Below are 21228 nucleotides of genomic sequence, written 5' to 3'. Positions count from 1 at the left end.
TTACCGCATCACGTACGGGCTCGTGCTCGACTCCCCCGCCGAGTTCGTGGCGGTGATCGGGGTCCAGGGGGACGTGGGGACGTACGGCGCCCAGGCGGACTCCAGGCGGGACGTGCGGCCGTACCACTCCTGCGCGACCCGTGTGCCGCCGAAGTCCAGGGTGCCGCCGCGCAGGTTGTAGCCCTCGACCTGCACGCCGGCCCGCCCGTTCAGCTCCTTCCTGTGCGCCGCCACGATGATCGGCTGCCGCCACCCGGCCGCGATGTCGTCGGCCAGGGAGGGCGTGTCGTAGCGGGCCTGGCAGGTGAAGAACGGGTCCCAGCCGTACGAAATGATCTTGGAGACGTGCGAAGCGGTCGCCATGATCTGCTGGTCGAGCCGGGCCTTCGTGGTGCGCCCGCGCGGCGGCTGCGGGTCCACCCGGCCGCACTCCCCCGGGGCGGGCGTAGGTTCGAAGCCTTCGATGTTCACCCACAGCTCGACCCCGTCGGGCACCCGCCGGGCGGCGGCTTCGAGGTAGTCGGCGGTGGACCCGTAGTACGCCTCCGCGTTGGTCACCGCGCCGACGACGGGCCGGAGCCGGGCGGCCACGGCGGCGCCGGCCTCGTGCGGGCCGTGGACGGGCACCTTGCCGGTGCCGCGTCCGTCCTGGACGGCGATGGCCATGGGCAGCCCGGCCCGGGTGCCCGCGATGTCCGCGATGCCCGCGGGCACCTGCGACGGCGGGAACCCGCGCCCCCGCCGCGCGTCGATGTACGGGCTGACGACGATCCTCTTGCCCGGCAGCGCATCGGCGACCACGGCGTGCTGGGCGGCGTACAGGGAGATGATCGGATCGCGCTCGGAGCGGCCCCGCGCGGCCAGCTCGAACGACTGGTACACCCCGCCGAACGCCGCCAGCGAGCCGAACCGCGCCCGGTAGCCGGCGAGCACCCGCGCGGTGAAGGCGTCGAGCGCCGCGGTGTGGGCGAGGTCGGGCTCCCACGGTTTGCCGGGGCGCTGGGGCGCGGCGGGCAGCCCGGGGTAGACGGTCATCCCGTACGCGGCGGCCTCGCGGATCAGATGGCCGATCCCGTCGCCGTCGGTGGAGATCAGCACCAGGTCGTGCTCGCGGGCGGTGCACGTCCTGGCCAGCGACAGGCGGTAGAAGACGCGCCCCTCGGCCTCGGCGCGCCGGTCGATGCCGGGGCAGCGCAGCAGGTCGTCGCCGAACTCCTCGCTGGTGACGTACGTGTAGACGCGCCGCACCCGCACCCCGGGCGGCTCGGCGCACGGCCGCCCGTCCATCCGGCAGGCGGCGAAGTCGGGGCCTGGACGGCCGGCGGCGAAACGGGGCCCGAACGTGATCAGGGTGTCGCCGCCGATGGAGTGGATCGCCTCGACCATGCGGCGGGTCACGCACGGGTCGGCGCGCGGGATCACCCAGTAGCCGGTCACCGCGTACGGGGCGGGGACCCGCAGGTCGCGCGGCGGGCATCCGTCGTCCGTCGCCGGTGGCTCGGTCTCGGGCACCACCAGGCTCGCCACGAAGGCGGCCGCCACCACCAGCCACAGGATCCGGTGCACCCACACCCCCTCACGCCCACTCCAGACTACGCAGCGGCCCCGGCCGCGGGCAGTACCGGACGATCACCGACAATGGCGGTCAGGGGGTAAGAACATCGTGCACATCGATCTCACAGGCAAGACCGCACTGGTGACCGGCTCGACCCAGGGCATCGGCGCCGCCATCGCCACCGGGCTCGCGCGGGCCGGCGCCCGGGTGGGGATCAACGGCCGCAGCGAGGGCTCGGTCGCCGCGGCCATCGAGCGCATCAGCGGGGAGCAGCAGTACGACCTGGTCGCCGCCCCCGGCGACGTCTCCACGGATGAGGGCAGCGAGCAGGTCGTACGGACGCTGCCGGACGTCGACATTCTGATCAACAATCTCGGCATCTTCGGCGCCAAGCCGCCGCTGGAGATCGACGACGCCGAGTGGCGGCGCTACTTCGAGGTCAACGTGCTGGCCGCGGTCCGGCTCACCCGGGCCTACCTGCCCGCCATGAAGGAGCGGGGCTGGGGCCGCATCCAGTACATCGCCAGCGACTCCGCCATCGCCATCCCGGCCGAGATGATCCATTACGGCATGTCGAAGACGGCGCTGCTGGCCGTCTCCCGTGGCTTCGCCAAGGAGGCGGCGGGCAGCGGCGTCACGGTCAACTCGGTCATCGCGGGCCCGACGCACACCGGCGGCGTGGAGGACTTCGTCTACCAGCTCGTTGACCGCGACCTGCCGTGGGAGGAGGCGCAGCGCGAGTTCATGCGGCTGCACCGGCCGCAATCGCTGCTACAGCGCCTGATCGAGCCCGAGGAGATCGCGAACCTGGTGGTCTATCTCAGCTCGCCGCTCGCCTCGGCCACGACGGGCGCGGCGGTGCGGGTGGACGGCGGTTACGTGGACTCGATCCTCCCGTGAGTGCCCGCACCGTGAGGGCCCGGATCGCCACGACCGCAACGGGCTCGGGTCGTCAAGACCGCTGCGGCTCACGTCAGTACGACTGGAGCTCGATGAGCGTGCCCTCCGGGTCGCGCAGGTGCGCGGTGCGCAGCGTGGGACCCCACTGGGGGCGGTCCTGGGGCGGGGCGGCCATGGTGGCGCCGTGCCGTTCCAGGATCGCGGCGGCCTTCTCCACATCGTCCACCTTCATGACCAGCATCGCCCGGTCCGCACCGCCCTCCTGGGACGGCGCCGCCGGAGGGATGCCGAGCTGGGCGTGGTCGAACAGGACCAGGCCGGCCTCGCCGTCGATGTCCCAGTTGGCGTAGCCGGGCAGCACCTTGACCGGTTCGACGCCGACCAGCTCGCGCAGCACGCCCTGGTAGAAGGCGAGGGTTGTCGGGAAGTCGCGCACGAGGAGCCGGGGGCAGAGCACGTCCATGGGTTGCCTCCAATAGTTGGTTGGAGTCAATTATTGGTGAGCACCATACACTTGGTGGCATGGATCTTCCGCCCACCCTCCTCGCGTTCCCGACCTTCGTGCTGCACAAGGTCGGCACGGGCAGCCGGAAGGCGCTGGCCGGGCGGCTGTCGGAGGAGGCGGGGCTGAGCCTGTGGGAGTTCGCGGTGCTGGCGGCGCTCGCCGATTTCGGCGCGTCTGCGCAGCGCGAGGTGGGCGATCGGCTCGGGCTCGATCCGAGCGACATGGTGCGGCTGATGGACGGGCTGATCGCGGCGGGCCTCGCCGTACGCGACCGCGACCCCGCCGATCGGCGCCGCTACCGCATCTCGCTCACGCCCGCCGGGCAGGAGGCGCTGTCGCGGGCTCGCACGCTGGTGTCGGAGGTGGAACGCGAGACCCTGGCGCCGCTCACGCCCGAGGAGCGCACGCTCCTGCACGAGCTGGTCACCAAGGTCTTCACCCGCTGACGCGCAGTGCGCGCGGCCGGAGCGCCACAGGGGCTTGAGCGCGGCAGACGACCGAAGCACCACAGGAGCTGAATCAGCAGGCGGCCGAGGCGCCGCAGGGACTGAACGCGGCGGGCGGCCGAAGCGCCGCAGGGACTGAACGCGAAGGAGGGGCGGCAGGCCGGGTCAGCGGCGGTCCAGGCCGCTGAGCTGCCAGGCGAGGCGGCGGCGGACGGCGGAGACACGGCCGGCCAGCGCGAGCACCGCGTTGCGCAGCGGGCGGGCCGCCGCGCGGGCCGTGGCCCCGTCGGGCAGCGGCGCGACGACCACCAGGCCGTCGGGCGAGAAGTACAGGATGACCTCGTCCTTCGGCACACCGCCGCGCAACCGCACGTCGGCGAGGACGAACGACTCCTCGTACGTGCCGCCGGTGAAGCCGATCCCGGCCTGCTCGCGCACCAGGCTGTGCATCCCGTCGGCGCCGACCAGGTAGGCGGCGCGCAGCACGGTGCCGTCGTCGAGGGTGGCGGCGACGCCGGTGGCGTCCTGGGTGACCGCGGTGACGCGGGCCGGCCGCAGCACCCGGCCGCCCAGCTCCTCCAGCCGGGCCAGCAGGTACGCCTCGGTGTCGGCCTGGGAGATCATCAGCGTGTACGGGTAGCGCGTGGGCAGCCCGCCGAAGGGCACCGGCACCAGCACCCTGTCGCGGTCGCGGATGGTGAAGCGCGGTGTGCACCCCGCGGGCGACCAGGTCGCCGGTGACCCCGTACGGCTCCAGCAGTTCCAGGGTGTGCGAGTGGACGACGGCGGCGCGCGAGGTGAGAAGGCGATCCGGAGCCGCGACGAAGGCGGCCGTCCTGGAGGCCGCGCGGGCGCACTTCGGCGAAGACGGCGGCGAAGACGGCCACGAGCGGGCCATCGCGGCCGGCGCGGGCGCCGACCCGGCCATGGTGATGCGCCGCTTCGGCAGCAAGGAACGACTGGTCGCGGCGGCCGGCGAGGCGGACCTCGGCCTGCCCGACCTGCGCGGCACGCGCCGCGCGAGGAGGTCGCGGCGGCGCTCGCGCGCCGCTTCCTGTCGCGCTGGGAGCCGGGCGATGGCCTGCCGGTCCTGCCGCGTACGGGGATGACGAACGCCCGGGCCGGTGGACGCAGCAGACAGTGGACCCGCGAGACGGGTGGGCGCAGCAGGCGGATGGACACCGCAGACGGGTGGACACCGCAGACGGATGGACACCGCAGACGGATGCCCATCGCAGGCGGTGGGTGCCGCGGATGGTGGGCTACGACGGGCTCATCGCGACGTGGAAGCAGGGGAACCGGAGAGGTTCGCCGCCAGCCAGGCGAAGGCCCGCTCCTGCATCGGCACGTCGAAGCAGTGCGGCACGTCGGCGAAGACGGCCTCGTACGCGCCGGGCGCGTCGCGGTAGCGCCCGGCGATGATGGCGTGCGCCCGCCGGATGCCCTCATCGGGGAAGAGGCGGTCGCGCGTGGCGTACTGGACCATGAGCGGCGCGGGCGCGCGGGCGGCCACCAGGTCGGGGTAGTCGCCCAGGCGCGGCAGGCCGGGCGGCCACAGCATCCAGGTGTGCAGCTCGACGTGCCCGCCGAGCATGTCGCGGAAGGAGGAGGCCATGGCGGCCACGACGACCGCGCGCATGTCGGGGTCGAACGCGCCGAGCAGCGCGGCCCGCAGCCCGCCGCCCGACAGCCCCACGCAGCCCACCTCGGCCACGTCGGGGCGTGAGCGCAGGTAGGCCGCCGCCGCGAGGTCCTCCCCCGCGACGACGCCCGCGAACGAGGTGCCGAGCGCGGCGCAGTGCTTGGCCACGACGTGCTCGTGCTCGCGGGCGGCCAGGTCGTAGCGGTCGGCCTCGCTCAGCTCCGGCCGCTCGGGGAGCTCCAGCGGGAAGCGGCGGCTGCCCCACACGAACACGTCGTGGGCGAGCACCACGAACCCGCGCCGTGCCAGCTCGTTGGCGTAGGCCCGGCCGCCGTAGAGCTCGCCGCGCAGCCGGCGCACCTCGGGACTGGGCGCGCCGGGGCCGTCGGCGATCTTCTCCTTGCCCGCCCACTTCATGCCGGCGTGGCAGTGCAGCGCCACGACGCCGGGCAGCGGGCCGTCGGCCGCGCGCGGGCGCAGCAGGTAGGCCCGGGTGCGCGGCCCGAAGCCCACCGACCAGGACAGCTCCTCGCCGTACAGGTCGCCGTCGGTCCAGGAGCGCTCGACCCGGACGTCGCCCGCGCTCAGGTCGAGCACGCCGATGGCCTCACGCGCCCGCGCGCGCAGCTCGGGCCCCGGCAGGGTGGGATAGAGCCCGAGCTGCGCGGCGGCGATGGGGGCCAGCTCAGAGAACACGGGTCCCGTCGTCGCCGAGCAGGACCGGGGCGCCGGTCCTGGCGGAGATGTTGGCGGCGTGACCGGTGAGCACGCTGCGGATGCCGTCGCGGTAGCCCGCCTGGCGGGCCAGCGGGTCGTCGCCGGGGCCGCGGAAGACGTCGTTCAGCAGCAGGCGGTCGCCGCCGCCGTGGCCGCCGGCGCCCTGCTCGATCGGGATCTCCTCCGGCGGGCTCCAGTGGCGGCGCAGCAGCAGCCGCTCGGAGGACCCGGTGGCGTGCTCCTTGGAGGCGGCGCTCGGGTCGATGGCGGCGTGGACGGGCGTCCACTCCCGCTCCACCACGTCCAGCTCCAGCCGGCCCTCCGTGCCGTTGAAGGCGACCCGGTAGCCCTCCCACGGCGCGTGGGCGTGCAGCGAGTACGTCATCACGGCCTGGTTGGTGTAGCGGACCATGACCGACATGTTGTCGTCGATCGTGATGCCCTCGCCGAAGACGTCCTGGTCGCGCAGGTAGCCGTCCTCGTGCTCGGCGTCCAGGTAGAGCCGCTTGAGCCGCTCGTCGGCGGAGATGTCGAGCAGCCAGGGGTCGCTGCCGAGACCCGGCGCGCCGTGCGCGCGCCTGGGCCGCTCGCCGAGCCCGCGCTTCCTCGCGTTCTCCGCGCCGTAGAAACGCAGGCCGGTCTGCGCGAAGACCATCTCGGGCGCCGCGCCCAGCCACCAGTTGACCAGGTCGAAGTGGTGGGTGGACTTGTGCACGAGCAGGCCGCCGGAGTTGGCCCTGTCGCGGTGCCAGCGGCGGAAGTAGTCGGCGCCGTGGATCGTGTCGAGCGTCCACTCGAAGTGCACCGACGTCACCTCGCCGATCGCGCCCTCCTTCAGCAGGCGGCGCACCGCGGAGTTGCGCGGCGAGTACCGGTAGTTGAAGGTGACGATCAGCTTGCCGCTGCTGCGCTCCGCCGCCGCGGCGATGGCCGCGCAGCCGTCGGCGTCGATCGTGAGCGGCTTCTCCACGATGACGTCACGGCCCGCGTCGAGCGCCGCGCACACGTACGTCGCGTGGGCGGCGTCGACGGTGGTGACGATGACCGCGTCGGCGAGCTCGAGCACCTTGCCGAACTCCTCAGGGGCGAAGCACGGCACCTGCCGCCCGATCCGCTCGACGTAGTAGTCCATGCGGGTGCGGTTGGTATCGCACAGGGCGACGATGGTGCCGGCGTCGCGCCAATCTCCGAGCAGCGCGTCGACGTACATCTGCGCGCGGTGCCCGAGCCCGACGAACGCGTACTTCATGACTCTCCTTAGCCTGCGATGGAGGCGTTGGCCTCCGTGATGAACTTCTGCGCAGCGTCATCGGGGGTCATGCGACCGAACATGACCTCCTCCGAGTAACGCGTCAGGATGTCCTCCATGGCGCTCGCGCCCTTCGGCGGAGCGGCCGGCGGGTCGGTCAGCTCGCCCTTGGCCTCGTCGAGGAAGGCGAGCGTCTTCTGGTCCGCCTCGGGCAGCTTGTCCTTGACCGCGGCCAGCACCTTCGAGCTGGCCGGCAGGCCACGGTCGCTGAGGATGATCTCGCCCGCCTCGGGGTCGTTGATCATGAAGTCGATGAACTTGGCCGCCTCTTCGGGGTGCTCGGACTTCGACGAGGCCGCGTAGAACATGGCGGGCTGCAGGAACATGCCGCCGGTCGGCGCGCCCTCCAGCTTCGGCATCCGCAGCAGCTCCAGCTCCTGGCCGGACGCCTTGGTCGCCGCGCCGAGCTGGTTGCTCCACCACATGCCCATCGCGCCGGTGTTGGTGCCGAGCAGCGACTGGTCGATGCTGGTGGCGCCGATCTCGGAGCTCTTGGCCGCCTCGGGTGCGCCCTTGGTGGCGATCAGGTCCTGCATGATCTTCCACCAGTCCTTGATGGTCTGGGGAGACAGGCCGAGCTTGTTGCCCTGGTAGAACTCCTCGCCCTTCTGCGCGGCGTAGATCTGCAGGTACGCGGGGTTCCAGCTCAGCTGCGTACCGATGATCTTGCCGCCGCTGCCTTCAGTGATCTTGGCGGACAGGTCGATGTAGTCCTGCCAGGTCCACTTGGTGTCGTCCGGCATCTCGGCCTTGGCCTGCTTGACCAGCGCCGGGTTGACGATCAGGGAGAAGGCGTTCACGCCCGTGGGGATGGCGAACTGCTTTCCGTCGATGGCACCCGTGGCCAGCACCTTGGCGTCGATGTCGGCCGTGTTGACCTTGCTGGACAGGTCGGCGAGGGTGCCGCGGTCGGCGTACTCGCGCAGGCCGCGGATCTCCAGGCTGATGACGTCAGGGGCGTCACTGCCGGCGACCTTGGTGGACAGCGTCTCGTAGTAGGAGGCCCAGTCGGAGAACTCGCCTTCGACGTCGATGTTCGGGTTCTTGGCCTCGAACTTCTTGATCGCCTCCTCGGTCATCTTCTGCCGCGCGTCACTGCCCCAGTAGGAGAAGCGCAGCTTGACCTTGCCATCGGCGGACTCGCCACCACCGCTTCCGCTGCCGCAGGCCGCGGTGACCGCCAGCACAGCGGTGGCGAGCAATGCCGCCGACCACATCTTCTTGCCAGAGCTCACGGCTCTACCTCCTATGGGTGTTCGCTGTTGAGGGGGGTGGAGGAGGAACTACTTCAGTCCCGTGGTGGCGACACCACGGATCAGGTATTTCTGGCCCGCCAGGAAGAACCCGAAGATGGGTCCCAAGGCGATGATCGACATGGCGAACATCGGGCCCCACGACGAGTCGCTACTGGCGTCCAGGAACGTCCGCAACGCTACCGGTACGGTGAAGTTGTCGGGGTTATTGAGATACAAGAGTTGACTGAGAAAATCGTTCCATGTCCAGATAAAGGTGAAGATCGCCGTCGTGGCCAGCGCGGGCGTGCACAGGGGCATGACGACCCTGATGTAGATACGCCAGTAGCCGGCCCCGTCGATCTCGGCGGCCTCGTCCAGCTCCCTCGGCAGCGTGCGGATGAACTGCACCATGAGGAAGATGAAGAACGCGTCGGTCGCCAGCACCTTAGGCATGATGAGCGGCCAGATCGTATTGATCAAGTCCAGCTTCGAGAACATGATGTACTGCGGCACGATCGTCACGTGCGCGGGCAGCATGATCGTGCCCAGCATGAGCGCGAACCACAGCTTCTTCAGCGGGAAGTTCAGCCGGGCGAACGCGTAGGCGGCCAGCGAACACGCCACCAGGTTCGCAAGCACCGACAGCACGGTGATCACCGCGGAGTTCCACAGGTAGTAGCCGAAGGGGTGCTTGAGCGCGTACCAGCCCTCGGTGTAGTTCTCCAGCGTGAAGGTGCTCGGCCACAGGCCGGGTTCGCGGAAGATCAGCTCCTCCGGCTTGAGCGAGCTGGAGATCATCCACAGCAGCGGATAGAGCATGATCAGGCCGAAGCCGATCAGCAGGATGTGCTTGACCACCGGCCCGCCGCGCAAGGGGCGGAACAGCACCGGAGTCGGCCTACTTGGTGTCGCCATAGAAGACCCAATACTTGGAAGCGAGGAAGTTCACCCCGGTCAGCCCGGCGATGATCAGCAGCAGGACCCAGGCCATCGCGGCGGCGTAGCCCATGTCGTAGTTCTTGAAGCCGTTGAGGTAGAGGTAGAGCGTGTAGAACAGGGTGGAGTCGGCCGGGCCGCCCCTGCCGCCACTGACGATGAACGCCTGCGTGAACGACTGGAACGACTTGATGAGCTCCAGCACCAGGTTGAAGAAGATGATGGGCGTCAGCAGCGGCACCGTGATCGACCTGAACTGCCGCAGCGGGCCGGCGCCGTCCACCGCGGCGGCCTCGTAGTAGCTGCTCGGGATCTGGCGCAGACCGGCCAGGAAGATGATCATCGGGGCGCCGAACGTCCACACGTGCAGGAGGATCAGCGTCGACAGCGCGGTGTCGGGGTCGCCGATCCAGCCGGGCCCCTCGATGCCGAAGAGCGCGAGCACCGCGTTCACCAGGCCGTCGGCGCCGAAGACCTTGCGCCACAGGATCGCGATCGCGACGCTGCCGCCCAGCAGCGAGGGCAGGTAGAAGATCGAGCGGTAGATGGCCAGGCCGCGCAGGCCGCGGTCGAGCACCAGGGCGAGCGCGAGGGCGAAGGCCAGTTGCAGCGGGACCGAGACGACCACGTAGATCGTGGTCACCTTCAGCGAGTTCAGGAACCTCGGGTCCTGCGTGAACATCTTGACGTAGTTGTCGAGCCCGACCCACTTGGCCTCCTCCAGGAGGTTGTAGTCGGTGAACGACAGGTACAGGGAGGCGAGGATCGGGCCGACCGTGATGACGAGCAGGCCGGCGAACCAGGGGGCCAGGAAGAGGTAGGCGGCCCGTGCCTCCCGACGGGACCGTTTCGTGGAGCGGTGGCCGCCGCGCGGGGCATCAGGCGCCGCCCGCCGGGGTTTCACCGCCGCCGAAACTTCAGTCATCACGGACCTTCCGGCGAGTAGGTGAACGGATAGCGCTTTCCTATAGCTGGCGGGAAAGTTACGTCAACCCTTTGCAGGCGTTACATAGCCGTTACCGATATATCTTTACAGCGTTTCACCAGCTAGTGAGCTTGATCGCCTGAGAAGTCTGATGAATTTCGTTTCGGTTTAGTACAACCGTTTGCAGCACCGCGTCATCGCGGAGCCGCGGTGGAGTCCCTGATCACGAGCCGGGTCTCCAGCGACGTCGTGGCGCTCACCTCCTGGATGAGCAGATCGACCGCGAGCCGCCCGGCCGCGGCCGTCGGCATGGCGACGGTGGTGAGCTTCGGACGGTTGAGCCGCCCGGGAACGATATCGTCAATTCCCACCACGCTGATGTCCTCGGGGACGGACAGCCCGAGGTCGCCGAGGCCCTCGATGAGCCCGATGGCCACCAGGTCGTTGTAGGCGAGCACGCCGGTCGCGCCCGAGTCGCGCACCCGCGCCGCCGCCGCGAAGCCGCCCCGCTCGGTGGGCGCGTTGGGGCCGATGACGACCAGCTCGACGTCCGGCACCTGCTCGGCCGCCGTACGGATCTCCGCGCTCGTCCACGACCCGGCCGGGCCCGACACCAGCGCGACCCGGCGATGCCCGAGCCCGGCCAGGTGCTCCACGGCCAGCTTCGCGCCGTGGCCGACGTCCATGAGCACGGTGGCCGCGCCGCGCAACCGGCGGTTGATGACCACGCACGGCACCCGCTCGGCCAGCCGTTCCAGCGCCTTGTTGGAGGAGCGGGGGCTGCACAGCACCACGCCGTCCACCTGTTTGGAGAAGGCCTGGATCAGCTCCTCCTCCACGGCCGGCTCCTCGTCGGTGTCGGCCACGAACAGGTGGTAGTCGCGCTGCCTGGCGGCCGCGTGGGCGGCCTTGATCAGCGGAGGGAAGAAGGGGTTGGCGATGTCCGCCACGATCAGCCCGAGATTGTGCGTACGCCCGGTCGTCAGCGCCCGTGCCGCCCGGTTGGGCCGGTAGCCCAGCTCCTCCGCCACGCTCAGCACCCGGTTGCGGGTGGCCGCGTTCACCATGTGCGGCGCGGAGAAGGTCCGGGAGACCGTCGACACGTGCACCCCGGACGCCCGGGCCACATCGCGAATCGTCACTGTCACAGTCGCTCACCCTAACGCAACCGCTTGCAGGGGCCACTAGGGCGATGAAAGCGCTTGCCACACGGCCGGTGAAACAAGCTCTTCGAGAAGCCCCAGCTAGACAGGCGGTGACGAAATCACCCCTTGACGCCTCGCCCTTCCGGACACAAAGGTTTAGTGCAACTGTTTGCAGTCTTGAAGGAGCCCCACACGGTGAGCAGAGTCCTCGTCACCGGAAGCGCAGGACGCCTCGGCCGCAGCGTGGTCACCACGCTCGCGGCGGCCGGGCACGAGGTCATCGGGGTCGACCCAGCCCCCGGCACGCCCGCGGAGGCCGCGGTCACGTTACCGGCCGACCTCACCGACACGGGAGAGGCGTTCGAGGTGCTGGCCGGATTCCGTCCCGAGACGGTGATCCACCTGGCCGCCATCGCCACGCCGTTCAGCCGGCCCGAGTCGGTGATCTTCAAGGTCAACACGCAGCTCGCGTTCAACGTGTGCGAGGCGTCGGTGGCACTCGGCGTGGCGAACCTGGTGCTGGCCAGCAGCCCCACCGTCATCGGGTACGGCGCCCCCGGCGGCTGGGCTCCCCGCTACCTGCCCATCGACGAGGAGCACCCGGTCAAGCCCTGGAACGCCTACAACCTGTCCAAGGTGACCGCCGAGCACACGATGAAGGCGTTCGCGGAGGCCGGCACCACCAAGATAGCCGCCGTGCGCCCGTGCTTCGTCATCCCGCCCGAAGAGTGGGCGGGCGCGCCCACGCAGTCCGGCCACACCGTGCGCGAGCGGCTCGACCGGCCCGAGCTGGGCGGGGTGTCGCTGTTCAACTACATCGACTCCCGCGACGCCGCCGAGATGATCGCCGTGCTCGCCGAGGCGCTGCCCGAGCTGCCCAACGGCGAGGTGTTCTTCGCCGGCGCCGCCGACGCGCTGGCCAGGAAGCCGCTGGCCGACCTGCTCCCCCAGGTCGTGCCCGGCACCGAGGGGTTCGCCGACGGGCTCACCGGCACCACCCCCGCCTTCTCGACCGCCAAGGCAGAGCGGCTGCTCGGCTGGCGGCCCAAGCGCAGCTGGCGTACCGAACTCAAGGATGAGACCGAATGAAACTCAGCGGTGTGCTGTTCTTCCCCGTGACCCCCTTCGGCGCCGACGGCGCGCTGGCCGAGGACGTGCTCGCCGAGCACGTGCGCAGGGGCATGGAACACGGCCCGGGCGGCGTGTTCGCGGCCTGCGGCACCGGCGAGTTCTCCGCGCTGTCGGAGGACGAGCACGCCCGGGTGGTGCGGGTGGCCACCGAGGTCGTGGCCGGGCGGGCGCCGGTGTTCGCGGGCGCGGGCGGGCCGATCGGCGCGGCGCTGCAGCAGGCGCGCGCCGCCAAGGACGCGGGCGCCGACGGGCTGCTGCTCATGCCGCCCTACCTCGCGCAGGGCCCTGGGCACGGCTTCGAGGCGTACGTGCGGGCCGTCGCCGAGGTGCTGCCGGTGATCATCTACCAGCGCGGCTCGGTCGTGCTCGACCCCGAGACCGTGGTCCACCTGGCCGGCATCCCGGGCGTGATCGGGCTCAAGGACGGCGTCGGCGACATCGACCGCATGCAGCGGATCGTGCTCGCCGTCCGCGAGAGCCACCCCGACTTCCTGTTCTTCAACGGCCTGCCGACCGCCGAGCTGACCATGCCCGCCTACCGGGGCATCGGCGTGCACCTGTACTCCAGCGCGGTGTTCGCGTTCGCGCCGGAGATCGCGCTCGCCTACCTGAACGGCGACGAGCGGCTGCTCACCGAGTTCTACGCCCCGCTCGTCCGGCTGCGCTCCAAGGTGCCCGGTTACGCGGTGTCGCTGATCAAGGCCGGGGTCCGGCTGCGCGGCCTGGACGTCGGCGGCGTGCGGCCGCCGCTGGCCGAGGTGACCGATGAGCACCTGGCCGAGCTGCGGGAGCTGATCAAGGTCGGGCTCGACCGGGTGGCGTCATGACGATCGCGGAGCTGCGTACCGAGCTGCGCTCGGCGCCGCTGCCCCGCCCGTGGGGCGCGGACGTGCCGTACAACCATGTGATCGTCACCCACGTGACGCTGAAGGACGGGCGCACCGGCACCGGGTTCTCCTGGACGCCGCAGATCGGCGCGCACGCCGTCAAGGCGCTGCTCGACCACGACATCCGCGAGGCGCTGATCGGCGCGCCCGCGCACCCCGAGGTGGTCTGGGACCGGCTCTGGCGGCACCTGCGCGAGGCCGGGCCCGGCGGCGTCACCACGATCGCACTGGCCGGCGTGGACCTCGCGCTGTGGGACCTGCGCTGCGGCGAGTCGGCGCTGCCCGACGTGCTGGGGCGGCGTCGCGACGAGGTGCCGGTCTACGGCAGCGGCGTCAACCTGCACTACCCGCTGGAGGAGCTGGTCGAGCAGGCAAGGCGCTGGGTGGCGGCCGGCTACCGCGGCGTCAAGATCAAGGTGGGCCGCCCCGACCTGGCCGAGGACGTCGAGCGGGTGGCGGCCGTCCGCGAGGTGATCGGCCCCGACCGGCTGCTGATGATCGACGCCAACCAGCGCTGGGACCTGCACAGGGCCCGCCGCGCGCTGGCCGCGCTGCGCGAGTTCGGCCTGTACTGGATCGAGGAGCCGCTGCCCGCCGACGACGTGGCCGCCCACGTCGAGCTGCGCCGCTCCATCGACGTGCCGATCGCCGTCGGCGAGAACGTCTACACCGCCTACGGCTTCCGCGACCTGCTGGCCGCCGGGGCCTGCGACGTGGTCCAGCCGAACGTGGTGCGGGTCGGCGGCATCACGCCGTTCCTGCGCATCGCCGAGCTCGCCCGCACCTATGACGTGCCGGTCTACCCGCACCTGCTCAGCGAGGTGTCGGGGCAGCTCGCGCTGGCGCTGCCGCAGCCGCTCATGGTGGAGGACGTCGAGGACGCCTCCTTCGCCCGCCTGGGGCTGCTCGCCGAGCCGTACCCGGTGCACGTGTCGGACGGCGTGCTGCGCGCCGGCGGGCACGCCGGGCTCGGGCTGGGGTGGTCGTGATGGCGCCGGCCAAGGTCATCCTCACGGGAGCGCAGGGGCACGGCCGCCACCACCTCGGCATCCTGCGCGAGCTGTCCGAGCGCGGCGTCGTCGAGCTGGCCGGCATCTGCGACCTGCGGCCGGTCGAGGTGGACTTCTGCGACCCGCCGCAGTCGTCCGACCTGGGCGAGCTGATCGCCAAGACCGGCGCGGAGTTCACCATCATCTGCACGCCGATCAACACGCACGCCGACCTCGCGATCACGGCGCTGCGCGCGGGCACGCACGTGCTGCTGGAGAAGCCGCCCGCGCCCAGCCTCGACGAGCAGCGCAGGATCGCCGAGGTCGTCGCCGAGACCGGCCTCGCCTGCCAGGTCGGCTTCCAGTCGCTCGGCTCGGCCGCCGTCCCCGCGCTGCGGCGGATCATCGCGGGCGGCTCGCTCGGGCGCATCCGCGGCATCGGCGGGGCCGGTGCGTGGGAGCGTCCTTCGGCGTACTTCACCCGCGCCCCGTGGGCCGGCCGCCGCCGGCTGAACGGCGTGGACGTGATGGACGGCGCGCTCACCAACCCGTTCGCGCACGCCATCGCGACCGCGCTGGCCCTCGTGGACTCCCCCATCGCCGGGATCGAGACCGAGCTGTACCACGCGCACCCCATCGAGTCCGACGACACCTCCTGCGTGCGCATCCGGCTGGAGGACGGGCTGGTCATCACCATCGCGGTGACACTGTGCGCGCCCGAGTCGCAGCCCCGGCACGAGCCGTACCTGGTGGTGCACGGCGAGCGCGGCAAGGCCACGCTGACGTACACCACCGACCGGCTCGTGGTGGAGCCGGCCGAGGGAGGGGTCGTCACCACCGTGCACGGGCGCACCGGGCTGCTGGAGAACCTCATCGACCACGTGCGCACCGGCGCCGAGCTGCTGGCGCCGCTGTCCGCGACCGAACGCTTCACCCAGGTGGTGGACGCCATCCGGCGGTCGCCCGAGCCGGTCCCGATCCCCGAGCGGCACCAGATCGTGCTCAGGGACGCGAGCGGCGAGGTCTCCGGGCGGGTCCTGCCCGGCGTGGTCGAGCTGACCCGGCGCAGCGCCGCCGAGCTCGCGCTCTACTCCGAGCTGGACGCGCCATGGACGCGGGTGTCGCTGCTGGTGTCGGGCACCGAGGTGGCCGCCTACGACTTCCGCCCCGACCTGCCCGCCACCGACTCGCCGCGCCCGTACCTGCACGGCGTGCGCACGCTCGGCGGCGTGGAGGTCACCCAGGTGCGGCCCGATGACCACGTGCACCATCTGGGCGCCGGGGTCGCGATCTCCGATCTCGGCGGCGCCAACTTCTGGGGCGGGCGCACGTACGTCAAGGACCAGGGGCCGACCTGGCTGGACAACCACGGCACGCAGCGGCACCTGGCCTTCACCCGGCTGGACGACGACGGCTTCACCGAGCTGCTGGAGTGGATCGGGCCCGGCGGGCCGCTGGTCCGCGAAGAGCGCACGGTGACCGCGCGGCCGCTGGGCGAGGCGTGGGCGCTGGACTTCGCGTTCACGCTGACCAACCTCACCGGGGAGCCGCTGAAGATCGAGAGCTCGGCCACCAAGGGCCGGGCGGGCGCCGGGTACGGCGGCTTCTTCTGGCGGGCGCCCGGCACCTCCGCCCGCCGGGTCACGCTGCCCGGGGACGAGCAGGCCGTCCACGGCAGCAGGGAGCCGTGGATCGCGATGTCCGGCACCACGCCGGAGGGGCGCGACTGGACGCTCGTCTTCGTGCAGGCCGACGGCGACCCGTGGTTCGTGCGGGTGGCGGAATATCCGGGAGTGGGACAGGCGCTGGCGTGGGACACGCCGCTGACCTTCGAGCACACGCTGTCGCGGCGGGTGGTCACGGTCGTGGCGGACGGCCGGCTGACGGCGGACGAGGCTGGGGCGCTGGCGTCCGCCGTCACGTTCTGAGGCCCACCTCAGGGCTCCGGTCCACGCCTCACCGGAGCCCCCACCCGCCGCCCCCGCCTCAGCCGGCCGCCCCGGCCGGGGCGGGGGCGCTTCATTCTCCACCGAGCTTTTCCACCGAGCCGGAACCCGCCCCCGTGCCCGAGTCCGGCTCAGCAGGCGGAGCGCCTTCCGGCTCCTGCGGCCTTCCTCCCTGCGACGCGGGCCCGGCGGCCGTCGATCTGAGCAGGCGCAGGGCGCCCCGGGACAGGGCGGTCAGGATGTCGGCCGCCTCGTCGAGATCGGGGTACCGCCCTTCGATGTGTCCCATGGCCAGCGCGTTGGTGGCCGCGTTGAGCCCTTCGGCGATCATCTCGAGCCGCCGCCGGTCGCGCTCGCCGTCCGCGGTGTAGCCGAGCGCGGCCAGGTCGGCGGCGTGATGGTCGCGGTAGGCGTCCGCCGTCTCCCTGGCGAAGTCGCGCAGCGAGGACGAGGGATCGTGGCGCGCCCTGAGCTGGATGCGCAGCAGCTCGGGATGGCGGCAGATGGCCTCGAGCGGGATACGGAACGTCTCGCGATGCAGATCGATGTCCCCGGGAGCCTCGCGGGCCTTGCGGCGCGCCTCGCGCATGGAGGCGCGCAGCCGCTCGCCGCCTTCCTCAGCCAGCACCCGCAGCAGCTCCTGCATGTCCTTGAAGTGCACGTAGAAGCTGGACTGCGCGATGCCGGCGGCCCTGGCGACCTTGACCGTAGTGAGGCCGGCCTCGCCCTCCTCGTCGAGGATGGTCAGGGCCGCGCGCAGCAGCCGGCGCCTGGTCAGGTCCTTGGCCTCGCTCCTGGTGCGCGGCGTGCTCGTCATCGGTCGATTCTCCCGCGGGTCTTGTGCGGAATTTCACCGATAGTACTATCGGTGAAATCGCCCTCGGGGATTCCGTCCCGCGCCTTGGGAGGTACGACCGCATGGCCATCGACTTCACCCTCGCCCCCGAGCACGAGGAGATCCGCAAGCGGGTCCGCGCGTTCATCCAGGGCACGGTCATCCCCGCCATGGACGAGGTGCCCGAAGGAGACCGCGAGGCGTACCTGCGCACGATCTTCCGCCTCCGCTCGCTCGCCAAGGAGCAGGGACTGTGGCTGCCGCACATGCCGAAGGAGTGGGGCGGCATGGGGCTCGGGCACGTCGAGCTGGCCATGGTGCAGTCGGAGGCGGCCAAGACCCGCATCGGCCCGTGGGTGCTCAACTGCCAGGCCCCCGACGAGGGCAACATGCACACGCTGCTGCACTGGGGGAACGACGAGCAGAAGGAGAAGTACCTCCGCCCGCTCGTTGAAGGGCGGGCGACGTCCTGCTTCGCCATGACGGAGCCGGAGGTGGCCGGATCCGACCCCACCCTGATCCGTACGGAGGCGGTCCAGGACGGCGACGAGTGGATCATCAACGGCCACAAGTGGTTCATCTCCAACGCGCGCCGGGCGAACTTCGCGATCCTCATCGCCCGTACGGAGAAGGACGTGCCCGAGGGGTCGCGGGGCGCGAACACCGCGTTCATCATCGACCTGCCCGACCCGGGCTGGCAGGACGTCCGCGAGATCGAGACCATGCACGGCTCGACCGGGCACAGCGAGATCGTCATCAAGGACCTGCGGGTGCCCGCGAGCGCCGTGCTCGGCGGGCGCGGCAACGGGCACCGGCTGGGGCAGTACCGCCTCGGACCGGCCCGCCTCGCCCACTGCATGCGCTGGATCTCGCAGGCCGAGACCGCCCTGGACATGATGGTGGACCGCGCGCTCAACCGCTACAGCCACGGCTCGCTGCTCGCCGAGAAGCAGGGCATCCAGTGGATGATCGCCGACTCGGCGATGGAGCTGTACCAGTGCAAGCTCATGGTCCTGCACGCCGCATCGAAGATCGACAAGGGTGAGGACTTCCGTACGGAGGTCTCCATGGCCAAGCACTTCGTCGCGGGCAGCCTCAACCGCATCGTCGACCGTGCCATCCAGGTGCACGGCGCGCTCGGCTACTCCACCGACACGCCGCTCGCCCAGATGTTCCAGCACGCCCGGTGGGCCCGCTTCGCCGACGGGGCCGACGAGATCCACCAGATGCGCATCGCCGAACGCACCATCGCCGCCTACCAGGCCACCGGCTCCACCTCGGCAGCCACCGGCGGCCTGCCGCTGTAGCCGTCGCCGGCAGCCCTGGGGACCGCGTCAGACGCTCACCCGGGGCGCGGGCAGCGGCACGATCTCCCGGTCGTAGTAGGACCGGAAGTCCTCACCCGCGGCGAACAGCTTGTCCAGCTCACCGTGGCAGGCCTCGATGACCTCCCGGTCGTCGATGCGCCGCGCCCCGCTGTGCCTGCCGGTCTCGTCGTACGTCACCTCGTACATCACCACCGTGCCGAGCACCACCAGCTCCGGCAGCCGCCGGCCGCCCTCCAGCTCGGCCACCTCGCCCGCGTCGAGCACCCGCACCTGCTCGACGGTGGCCACCCGCAGCGCCAGCACGTGCATCTCCCATTGCAGGTACGGCGTGACGGGCTGCTCCACGATCCTGATGCGCCGGCGCAGGAAGTTCTCGGCCGGGCGGTCGTACTCCCGCATCAGCCCGCCCCGGCTGTCGAACCAGCCGATGGGCTTGTCGTCGATGAGCTTCAGCGACCGGTCCCAGTCGCCCTCCATCATCGCGACCCAGCTCGGCTCGCCCGTCTCCTGGAAACTCTGGATGCGCTCCAGCTTCCAGAACACGTCATCTATTTTCCGGAAATTAGGCCAGAAATCGTCAAGGTATTCATCCGCACTCAGCCTGACGCCCGGTATTTCGTGAATGCGTTCAAGCATGAGAGTATCCCCTGTCACGCACGCAGCCCGCACGCCGGACGACCGGACAGCACGCCAGAACCGGTCGCCGCACTCGACGGCATGAGCTTGATTTCGCAGGTCAAGTCCCTGACTATCACCACGAAGCGCCGCTTGTCGAGCATCACCCACCCAACCCCGGCAAAACCCGAAAACCCGCCTCCGCACCGGAACAAACCCCTACAAATCGAATTGCCCCCGCCCCGATCGGACCCTGAAAATCAGCGGGAATCCACACCGGCCGGCAACACGCGCACTCACACCGGCCGCCGCATCGGGCCGGGGTGCCGAGGCCTCCCCTCGCCGTGAAACGGCCGCCGCACGGGCAGGACCGGTTCCCGTGCAGCGGCCGCGCGCCCGGCGGCCCCGGCCCGAGCTCACCCACCCGTCGGGCGCGGCCTTGCAGCGTTTGCGACACCATCCATCGGCGCACTCGCCGATCCGCTGCAGGCCGCGCCCGACCTACCCACCACCGATGCCGGTCACGCAGCACCCGCACCGGCACCCGGCGCCTACGGCGGCACCCAGCACTCGTGCCGGCCTCCGGCGCCCCCTCCTCCCCACCGGCCTCCTCCGCCCTCCCACCACCCGAACCGACGCCTCGGCGCCCGCACCAGCCCTCCCGGGCTCCGCGCCGGAAGCCCCAGCGGCCCGCCGAAGCTCAACGACCGCGCCGAAGGCTCCGGCGTCCCGCGCCGAGATCCCCAGCGGCGCCGCCGAAAGCTGCGACGTCCCCGCTGCGCGCTCCAGCGCTCGCGGCGGGCGCCCCGAGGGGCGCACCGGGCCACCGGCGACCACCGCGCCCCCGCGAGAAGCACCGGGCGTACGGGAGGCTCGCGCCGGCTTCCGGTGGGGCGCGGTGGTCGTCCCGGCGCGCCGGCCGGACTCCCCAGACGGCCGGCGCGCGGGTCAGCGGGCCTTGGCGGCCTTGGCGGCGACGGTCCGGATGGCCTTGACGGCGACCGCGGGCTGGTCCACGTAGATGTAGTGCTCGCTCTTCTTCGCCACGGTCAGGCGGCTGTTGCGGGACAGGGCGAGCCACTTGCGCTGGCCGGCGGTCCACGCCTTCTCCAGCTTCGGCCCGTACGTCGGGATCGCCGCGAGGTACGGCTTGCCGTGCCGGATCACCTCGACCGGGATGCGCCCGGCCGAACGCACCCGGCCGTCGGGGACGACCAGCATCTCAGGGTTCTGCCCCTGGAAGACCGCGAGGTTCTGGGCGCGCAGCTCGGCGGCGGGGCCGGTGGCCGACGCGGGGATGGCCTTCTTGACGTCGCGCTGCATGGTGGAGGGGGTGGCGTCGAGCAGCACCAGGCCCTTGACGCGGTCGCGGTGCTCGGGGGCGTACCTGGCGGCGATGAGCCCGCCCAGCGAGTGACCGGCGAGCACCACGGGCTGACGGCCGGCGACGCGGTCGAGCACGCCGGTGAGGATGCGCCCGGTGTCGGCGAAGGTCTGCTTGCGGGCCGGCTTGTCGCTCTTGCCCTCGCCGAGCCGGTCGTAGGAGCAGACGCGGTTCTTCTTGCTCAGCGTCTTCTGCAGGGAGGCCAGCTTGTCCAGCCCGTCACCCATGCCGGCCAGCAGCACGATCACCGGCTTGCGGCCCGTGGCCGGACGCCCGGAGCACGACACGTTCACCGACTTGCCGGCAACCTTGATCTTCTTGGTGCCGACGAACGGGTCGGCCTTGTGCCTGGCAGCAAAGGGGTCGAAGTTCGCAATGCCGGTGCCGGCCAGCGGGTCCCGCGGGGCGGCGGCGGCCGGTCCGGCGGCGATGCCCATCCCGACGGCGGTGCACGCAGTGATCACGGCGGCTGCCTTGAACGTGCGCTTCATGTCGTCCTCCCAAGCGTGATGTCAGGGCCGCCGGGCTGGTCCGGCCGGCGGTGCCGGCGGGCGATCTCGTTGATCGCGCCGGCACAGAGAACGCTAGGGTTTCGGCCCCCTCCCGGTCGTCACCGCTCGGTGGACAACCTCCGGTAGCTCTCAAGGGGGACAACCGCCGCGTCAGCCGGCCGCGGCGGGGATCAGGCGGCGGTCACGATGCGGGCGCCGGCGGTCGGCGGGCCGGCCGCGCAGCGCTCCCGGAAGGCCTCTTCCATCAGGCGCTAGAAGCGCTTCCACCCGAGGTCAAGAGCACCGC

The 21228-nt window shown here is 71.3% G+C and carries 21 protein-coding genes; 8 read left to right on the top strand and 13 right to left on the bottom strand.

From position 1 onward, the window contains the following. The gene (locus tag ACGFIM_RS23505) at nt 1-1566 is read right to left on the bottom strand and encodes a DUF4434 domain-containing protein (protein ID WP_393203554.1); all 1566 of its coding nucleotides are present in this window, start codon (nt 1564-1566) and stop codon (nt 1-3) included. A 97-nt stretch (nt 1567-1663) separates the two neighbouring features. Between ACGFIM_RS23505 and ACGFIM_RS23500 the strand changes: the two genes are divergently transcribed. Continuing rightward, nucleotides 1664-2455, top strand: coding sequence for an SDR family NAD(P)-dependent oxidoreductase (locus ACGFIM_RS23500; RefSeq protein ID WP_393203552.1), 792 nt, complete (start codon nt 1664-1666; stop codon nt 2453-2455). 73 nt (nt 2456-2528) lie between these two features. On the opposite strand, the gene ACGFIM_RS23495 is transcribed toward ACGFIM_RS23500, so the two are convergent. Continuing rightward, complete coding sequence (locus ACGFIM_RS23495; protein WP_393203550.1) at nt 2529-2918, bottom strand: VOC family protein; 390 nt, start codon at nt 2916-2918, stop codon at nt 2529-2531. A gap of 59 nt (nt 2919-2977) precedes the next feature. Between ACGFIM_RS23495 and ACGFIM_RS23490 the strand changes: the two genes are divergently transcribed. Then, the gene (locus tag ACGFIM_RS23490; RefSeq protein WP_393203548.1) at nt 2978-3406 is read left to right on the top strand and encodes a MarR family winged helix-turn-helix transcriptional regulator; all 429 of its coding nucleotides are present in this window, start codon (nt 2978-2980) and stop codon (nt 3404-3406) included. 165 nt (nt 3407-3571) lie between these two features. On the opposite strand, the gene ACGFIM_RS23485 is transcribed toward ACGFIM_RS23490, so the two are convergent. After that, on the bottom strand, nt 3572-4078 hold the full coding sequence (locus ACGFIM_RS23485) for an FAD-dependent oxidoreductase (protein WP_393203546.1): 507 nt from the start codon (nt 4076-4078) through the stop codon (nt 3572-3574). 35 nt (nt 4079-4113) lie between these two features. Between ACGFIM_RS23485 and ACGFIM_RS23480 the strand changes: the two genes are divergently transcribed. Continuing rightward, entirely contained in the window at nt 4114-4515 is a 402-nt protein-coding gene (locus ACGFIM_RS23480; RefSeq protein ID WP_393203544.1) for a TetR/AcrR family transcriptional regulator, read from the top strand. A 164-nt stretch (nt 4516-4679) separates the two neighbouring features. On the opposite strand, the gene ACGFIM_RS23475 is transcribed toward ACGFIM_RS23480, so the two are convergent. From ACGFIM_RS23475 to ACGFIM_RS23450, 6 genes are all read right to left on the bottom strand, one after another. Further along, the gene (locus ACGFIM_RS23475) at nt 4680-5744 is read right to left on the bottom strand and encodes a dienelactone hydrolase family protein (RefSeq protein WP_393203542.1); all 1065 of its coding nucleotides are present in this window, start codon (nt 5742-5744) and stop codon (nt 4680-4682) included. Next, nucleotides 5734-7014 (bottom strand): Gfo/Idh/MocA family protein, encoded by a 1281-nt coding sequence (locus ACGFIM_RS23470; RefSeq protein ID WP_393203540.1) that lies wholly within the window; start codon nt 7012-7014, stop codon nt 5734-5736. Before ACGFIM_RS23470 ends, ACGFIM_RS23475 begins: the two co-directional genes overlap by 11 nt. An 8-nt stretch (nt 7015-7022) precedes the next feature. Beyond that, on the bottom strand, nt 7023-8309 hold the full coding sequence (locus tag ACGFIM_RS23465) for an ABC transporter substrate-binding protein (RefSeq protein ID WP_393203538.1): 1287 nt from the start codon (nt 8307-8309) through the stop codon (nt 7023-7025). A gap of 48 nt (nt 8310-8357) precedes the next feature. After that, nucleotides 8358-9224: a carbohydrate ABC transporter permease gene (locus tag ACGFIM_RS23460; protein ID WP_393203536.1), complete on the bottom strand. Its 867-nt coding sequence runs from the start codon at nt 9222-9224 to the stop codon at nt 8358-8360. Beyond that, on the bottom strand, nt 9208-10170 hold the full coding sequence (locus ACGFIM_RS23455; RefSeq protein WP_393203534.1) for a carbohydrate ABC transporter permease: 963 nt from the start codon (nt 10168-10170) through the stop codon (nt 9208-9210). Before ACGFIM_RS23455 ends, ACGFIM_RS23460 begins: the two co-directional genes overlap by 17 nt. Before the next feature lie 194 nt (nt 10171-10364). Continuing rightward, nucleotides 10365-11318 carry a LacI family DNA-binding transcriptional regulator gene (locus ACGFIM_RS23450; RefSeq protein ID WP_393203532.1) on the bottom strand — a complete coding sequence of 318 codons (954 nt, stop codon included), beginning with the start codon at nt 11316-11318 and terminating at the stop codon, nt 10365-10367. A gap of 192 nt (nt 11319-11510) precedes the next feature. On the opposite strand from ACGFIM_RS23450, the gene ACGFIM_RS23445 reads away from it, so the two are divergent. The 4 genes from ACGFIM_RS23445 to ACGFIM_RS23430 are packed head-to-tail and all read left to right on the top strand — an operon-like array spanning nt 11511 to nt 16250. Beyond that, complete coding sequence (locus tag ACGFIM_RS23445; protein WP_393203530.1) at nt 11511-12404, top strand: NAD-dependent epimerase/dehydratase family protein; 894 nt, start codon at nt 11511-11513, stop codon at nt 12402-12404. Continuing rightward, on the top strand, nt 12401-13273 hold the full coding sequence (locus ACGFIM_RS23440; RefSeq protein ID WP_393203528.1) for a 5-dehydro-4-deoxyglucarate dehydratase: 873 nt from the start codon (nt 12401-12403) through the stop codon (nt 13271-13273). Before ACGFIM_RS23445 ends, ACGFIM_RS23440 begins: the two co-directional genes overlap by 4 nt. Further along, nucleotides 13270-14322: a mandelate racemase/muconate lactonizing enzyme family protein gene (locus tag ACGFIM_RS23435; protein ID WP_393203526.1), complete on the top strand. Its 1053-nt coding sequence runs from the start codon at nt 13270-13272 to the stop codon at nt 14320-14322. The genes ACGFIM_RS23440 and ACGFIM_RS23435 overlap by 4 nt, the downstream gene beginning before the upstream one ends. Beyond that, nucleotides 14322-16250 (top strand): DUF6807 family protein, encoded by a 1929-nt coding sequence (locus tag ACGFIM_RS23430; protein WP_393203524.1) that lies wholly within the window; start codon nt 14322-14324, stop codon nt 16248-16250. The genes ACGFIM_RS23435 and ACGFIM_RS23430 overlap by 1 nt, the downstream gene beginning before the upstream one ends. A 91-nt stretch (nt 16251-16341) precedes the next feature. Here the strand turns inward: ACGFIM_RS23430 and ACGFIM_RS23425 are convergent, their stop codons facing one another. Continuing rightward, the gene (locus ACGFIM_RS23425) at nt 16342-17085 is read right to left on the bottom strand and encodes a TetR family transcriptional regulator (protein ID WP_393203522.1); all 744 of its coding nucleotides are present in this window, start codon (nt 17083-17085) and stop codon (nt 16342-16344) included. 101 nt (nt 17086-17186) lie between these two features. Here ACGFIM_RS23425 and ACGFIM_RS23420 point away from each other — a divergent pair, with 101 nt between their 5' ends. Then, nucleotides 17187-18410 carry an acyl-CoA dehydrogenase family protein gene (locus ACGFIM_RS23420; protein ID WP_393203520.1) on the top strand — a complete coding sequence of 408 codons (1224 nt, stop codon included), beginning with the start codon at nt 17187-17189 and terminating at the stop codon, nt 18408-18410. Between the two features lie 27 nt (nt 18411-18437). Here the strand turns inward: ACGFIM_RS23420 and ACGFIM_RS23415 are convergent, their stop codons facing one another. The 3 genes from ACGFIM_RS23415 to ACGFIM_RS23405 all read right to left on the bottom strand — a co-directional run bounded on the left by ACGFIM_RS23415 (nt 18438) and on the right by ACGFIM_RS23405 (nt 20921). Then, nucleotides 18438-19067 carry a DUF6879 family protein gene (locus ACGFIM_RS23415; RefSeq protein WP_393203518.1) on the bottom strand — a complete coding sequence of 210 codons (630 nt, stop codon included), beginning with the start codon at nt 19065-19067 and terminating at the stop codon, nt 18438-18440. A 14-nt stretch (nt 19068-19081) separates the two neighbouring features. After that, nucleotides 19082-19213 carry a hypothetical protein gene (locus ACGFIM_RS23410; protein WP_393203516.1) on the bottom strand — a complete coding sequence of 44 codons (132 nt, stop codon included), beginning with the start codon at nt 19211-19213 and terminating at the stop codon, nt 19082-19084. Between the two features lie 781 nt (nt 19214-19994). Next, complete coding sequence (locus ACGFIM_RS23405) at nt 19995-20921, bottom strand: alpha/beta fold hydrolase (RefSeq protein WP_393203514.1); 927 nt, start codon at nt 20919-20921, stop codon at nt 19995-19997. Nucleotides 20922-21228 lie beyond the last annotated feature (307 nt).

This window comes from Nonomuraea sp. NPDC049309 (genome assembly GCF_043196965.1).
In the GTDB taxonomy this organism is placed as follows: domain Bacteria; phylum Actinomycetota; class Actinomycetes; order Streptosporangiales; family Streptosporangiaceae; genus Nonomuraea; species Nonomuraea fastidiosa.
The sequence above is the reverse complement of the archived record's forward strand: the minus strand, read 5'-3'. Positions and strand labels throughout refer to the sequence as shown.

Bases quoted from the DNA above. Each gene is read 5' to 3' on its own strand.
- ACGFIM_RS23495 (WP_393203550.1), bottom strand. From the start codon at position 2,918: ATGGACGTGCTCTGCCCCCGGCTCCTCGTGCGCGACTTCCCGACAACC.
- ACGFIM_RS23490 (WP_393203548.1), top strand. From the start codon at position 2,978: ATGGATCTTCCGCCCACCCTCCTCGCGTTCCCGACCTTCGTGCTGCAC.
- ACGFIM_RS23470 (WP_393203540.1), bottom strand. From the start codon at position 7,014: ATGAAGTACGCGTTCGTCGGGCTCGGGCACCGCGCGCAGATGTACGTC.
- ACGFIM_RS23460 (WP_393203536.1), bottom strand. From the start codon at position 9,224: ATGGCGACACCAAGTAGGCCGACTCCGGTGCTGTTCCGCCCCTTGCGC.
- ACGFIM_RS23455 (WP_393203534.1), bottom strand. From the start codon at position 10,170: ATGACTGAAGTTTCGGCGGCGGTGAAACCCCGGCGGGCGGCGCCTGAT.
- ACGFIM_RS23440 (WP_393203528.1), top strand. From the start codon at position 12,401: ATGAAACTCAGCGGTGTGCTGTTCTTCCCCGTGACCCCCTTCGGCGCC.
- ACGFIM_RS23435 (WP_393203526.1), top strand. From the start codon at position 13,270: ATGACGATCGCGGAGCTGCGTACCGAGCTGCGCTCGGCGCCGCTGCCC.
- ACGFIM_RS23430 (WP_393203524.1), top strand. From the start codon at position 14,322: ATGGCGCCGGCCAAGGTCATCCTCACGGGAGCGCAGGGGCACGGCCGC.
- ACGFIM_RS23425 (WP_393203522.1), bottom strand. From the start codon at position 17,085: ATGACGAGCACGCCGCGCACCAGGAGCGAGGCCAAGGACCTGACCAGG.
- ACGFIM_RS23420 (WP_393203520.1), top strand. From the start codon at position 17,187: ATGGCCATCGACTTCACCCTCGCCCCCGAGCACGAGGAGATCCGCAAG.
- ACGFIM_RS23415 (WP_393203518.1), bottom strand. From the start codon at position 19,067: ATGCTTGAACGCATTCACGAAATACCGGGCGTCAGGCTGAGTGCGGAT.
- ACGFIM_RS23405 (WP_393203514.1), bottom strand. From the start codon at position 20,921: ATGAAGCGCACGTTCAAGGCAGCCGCCGTGATCACTGCGTGCACCGCC.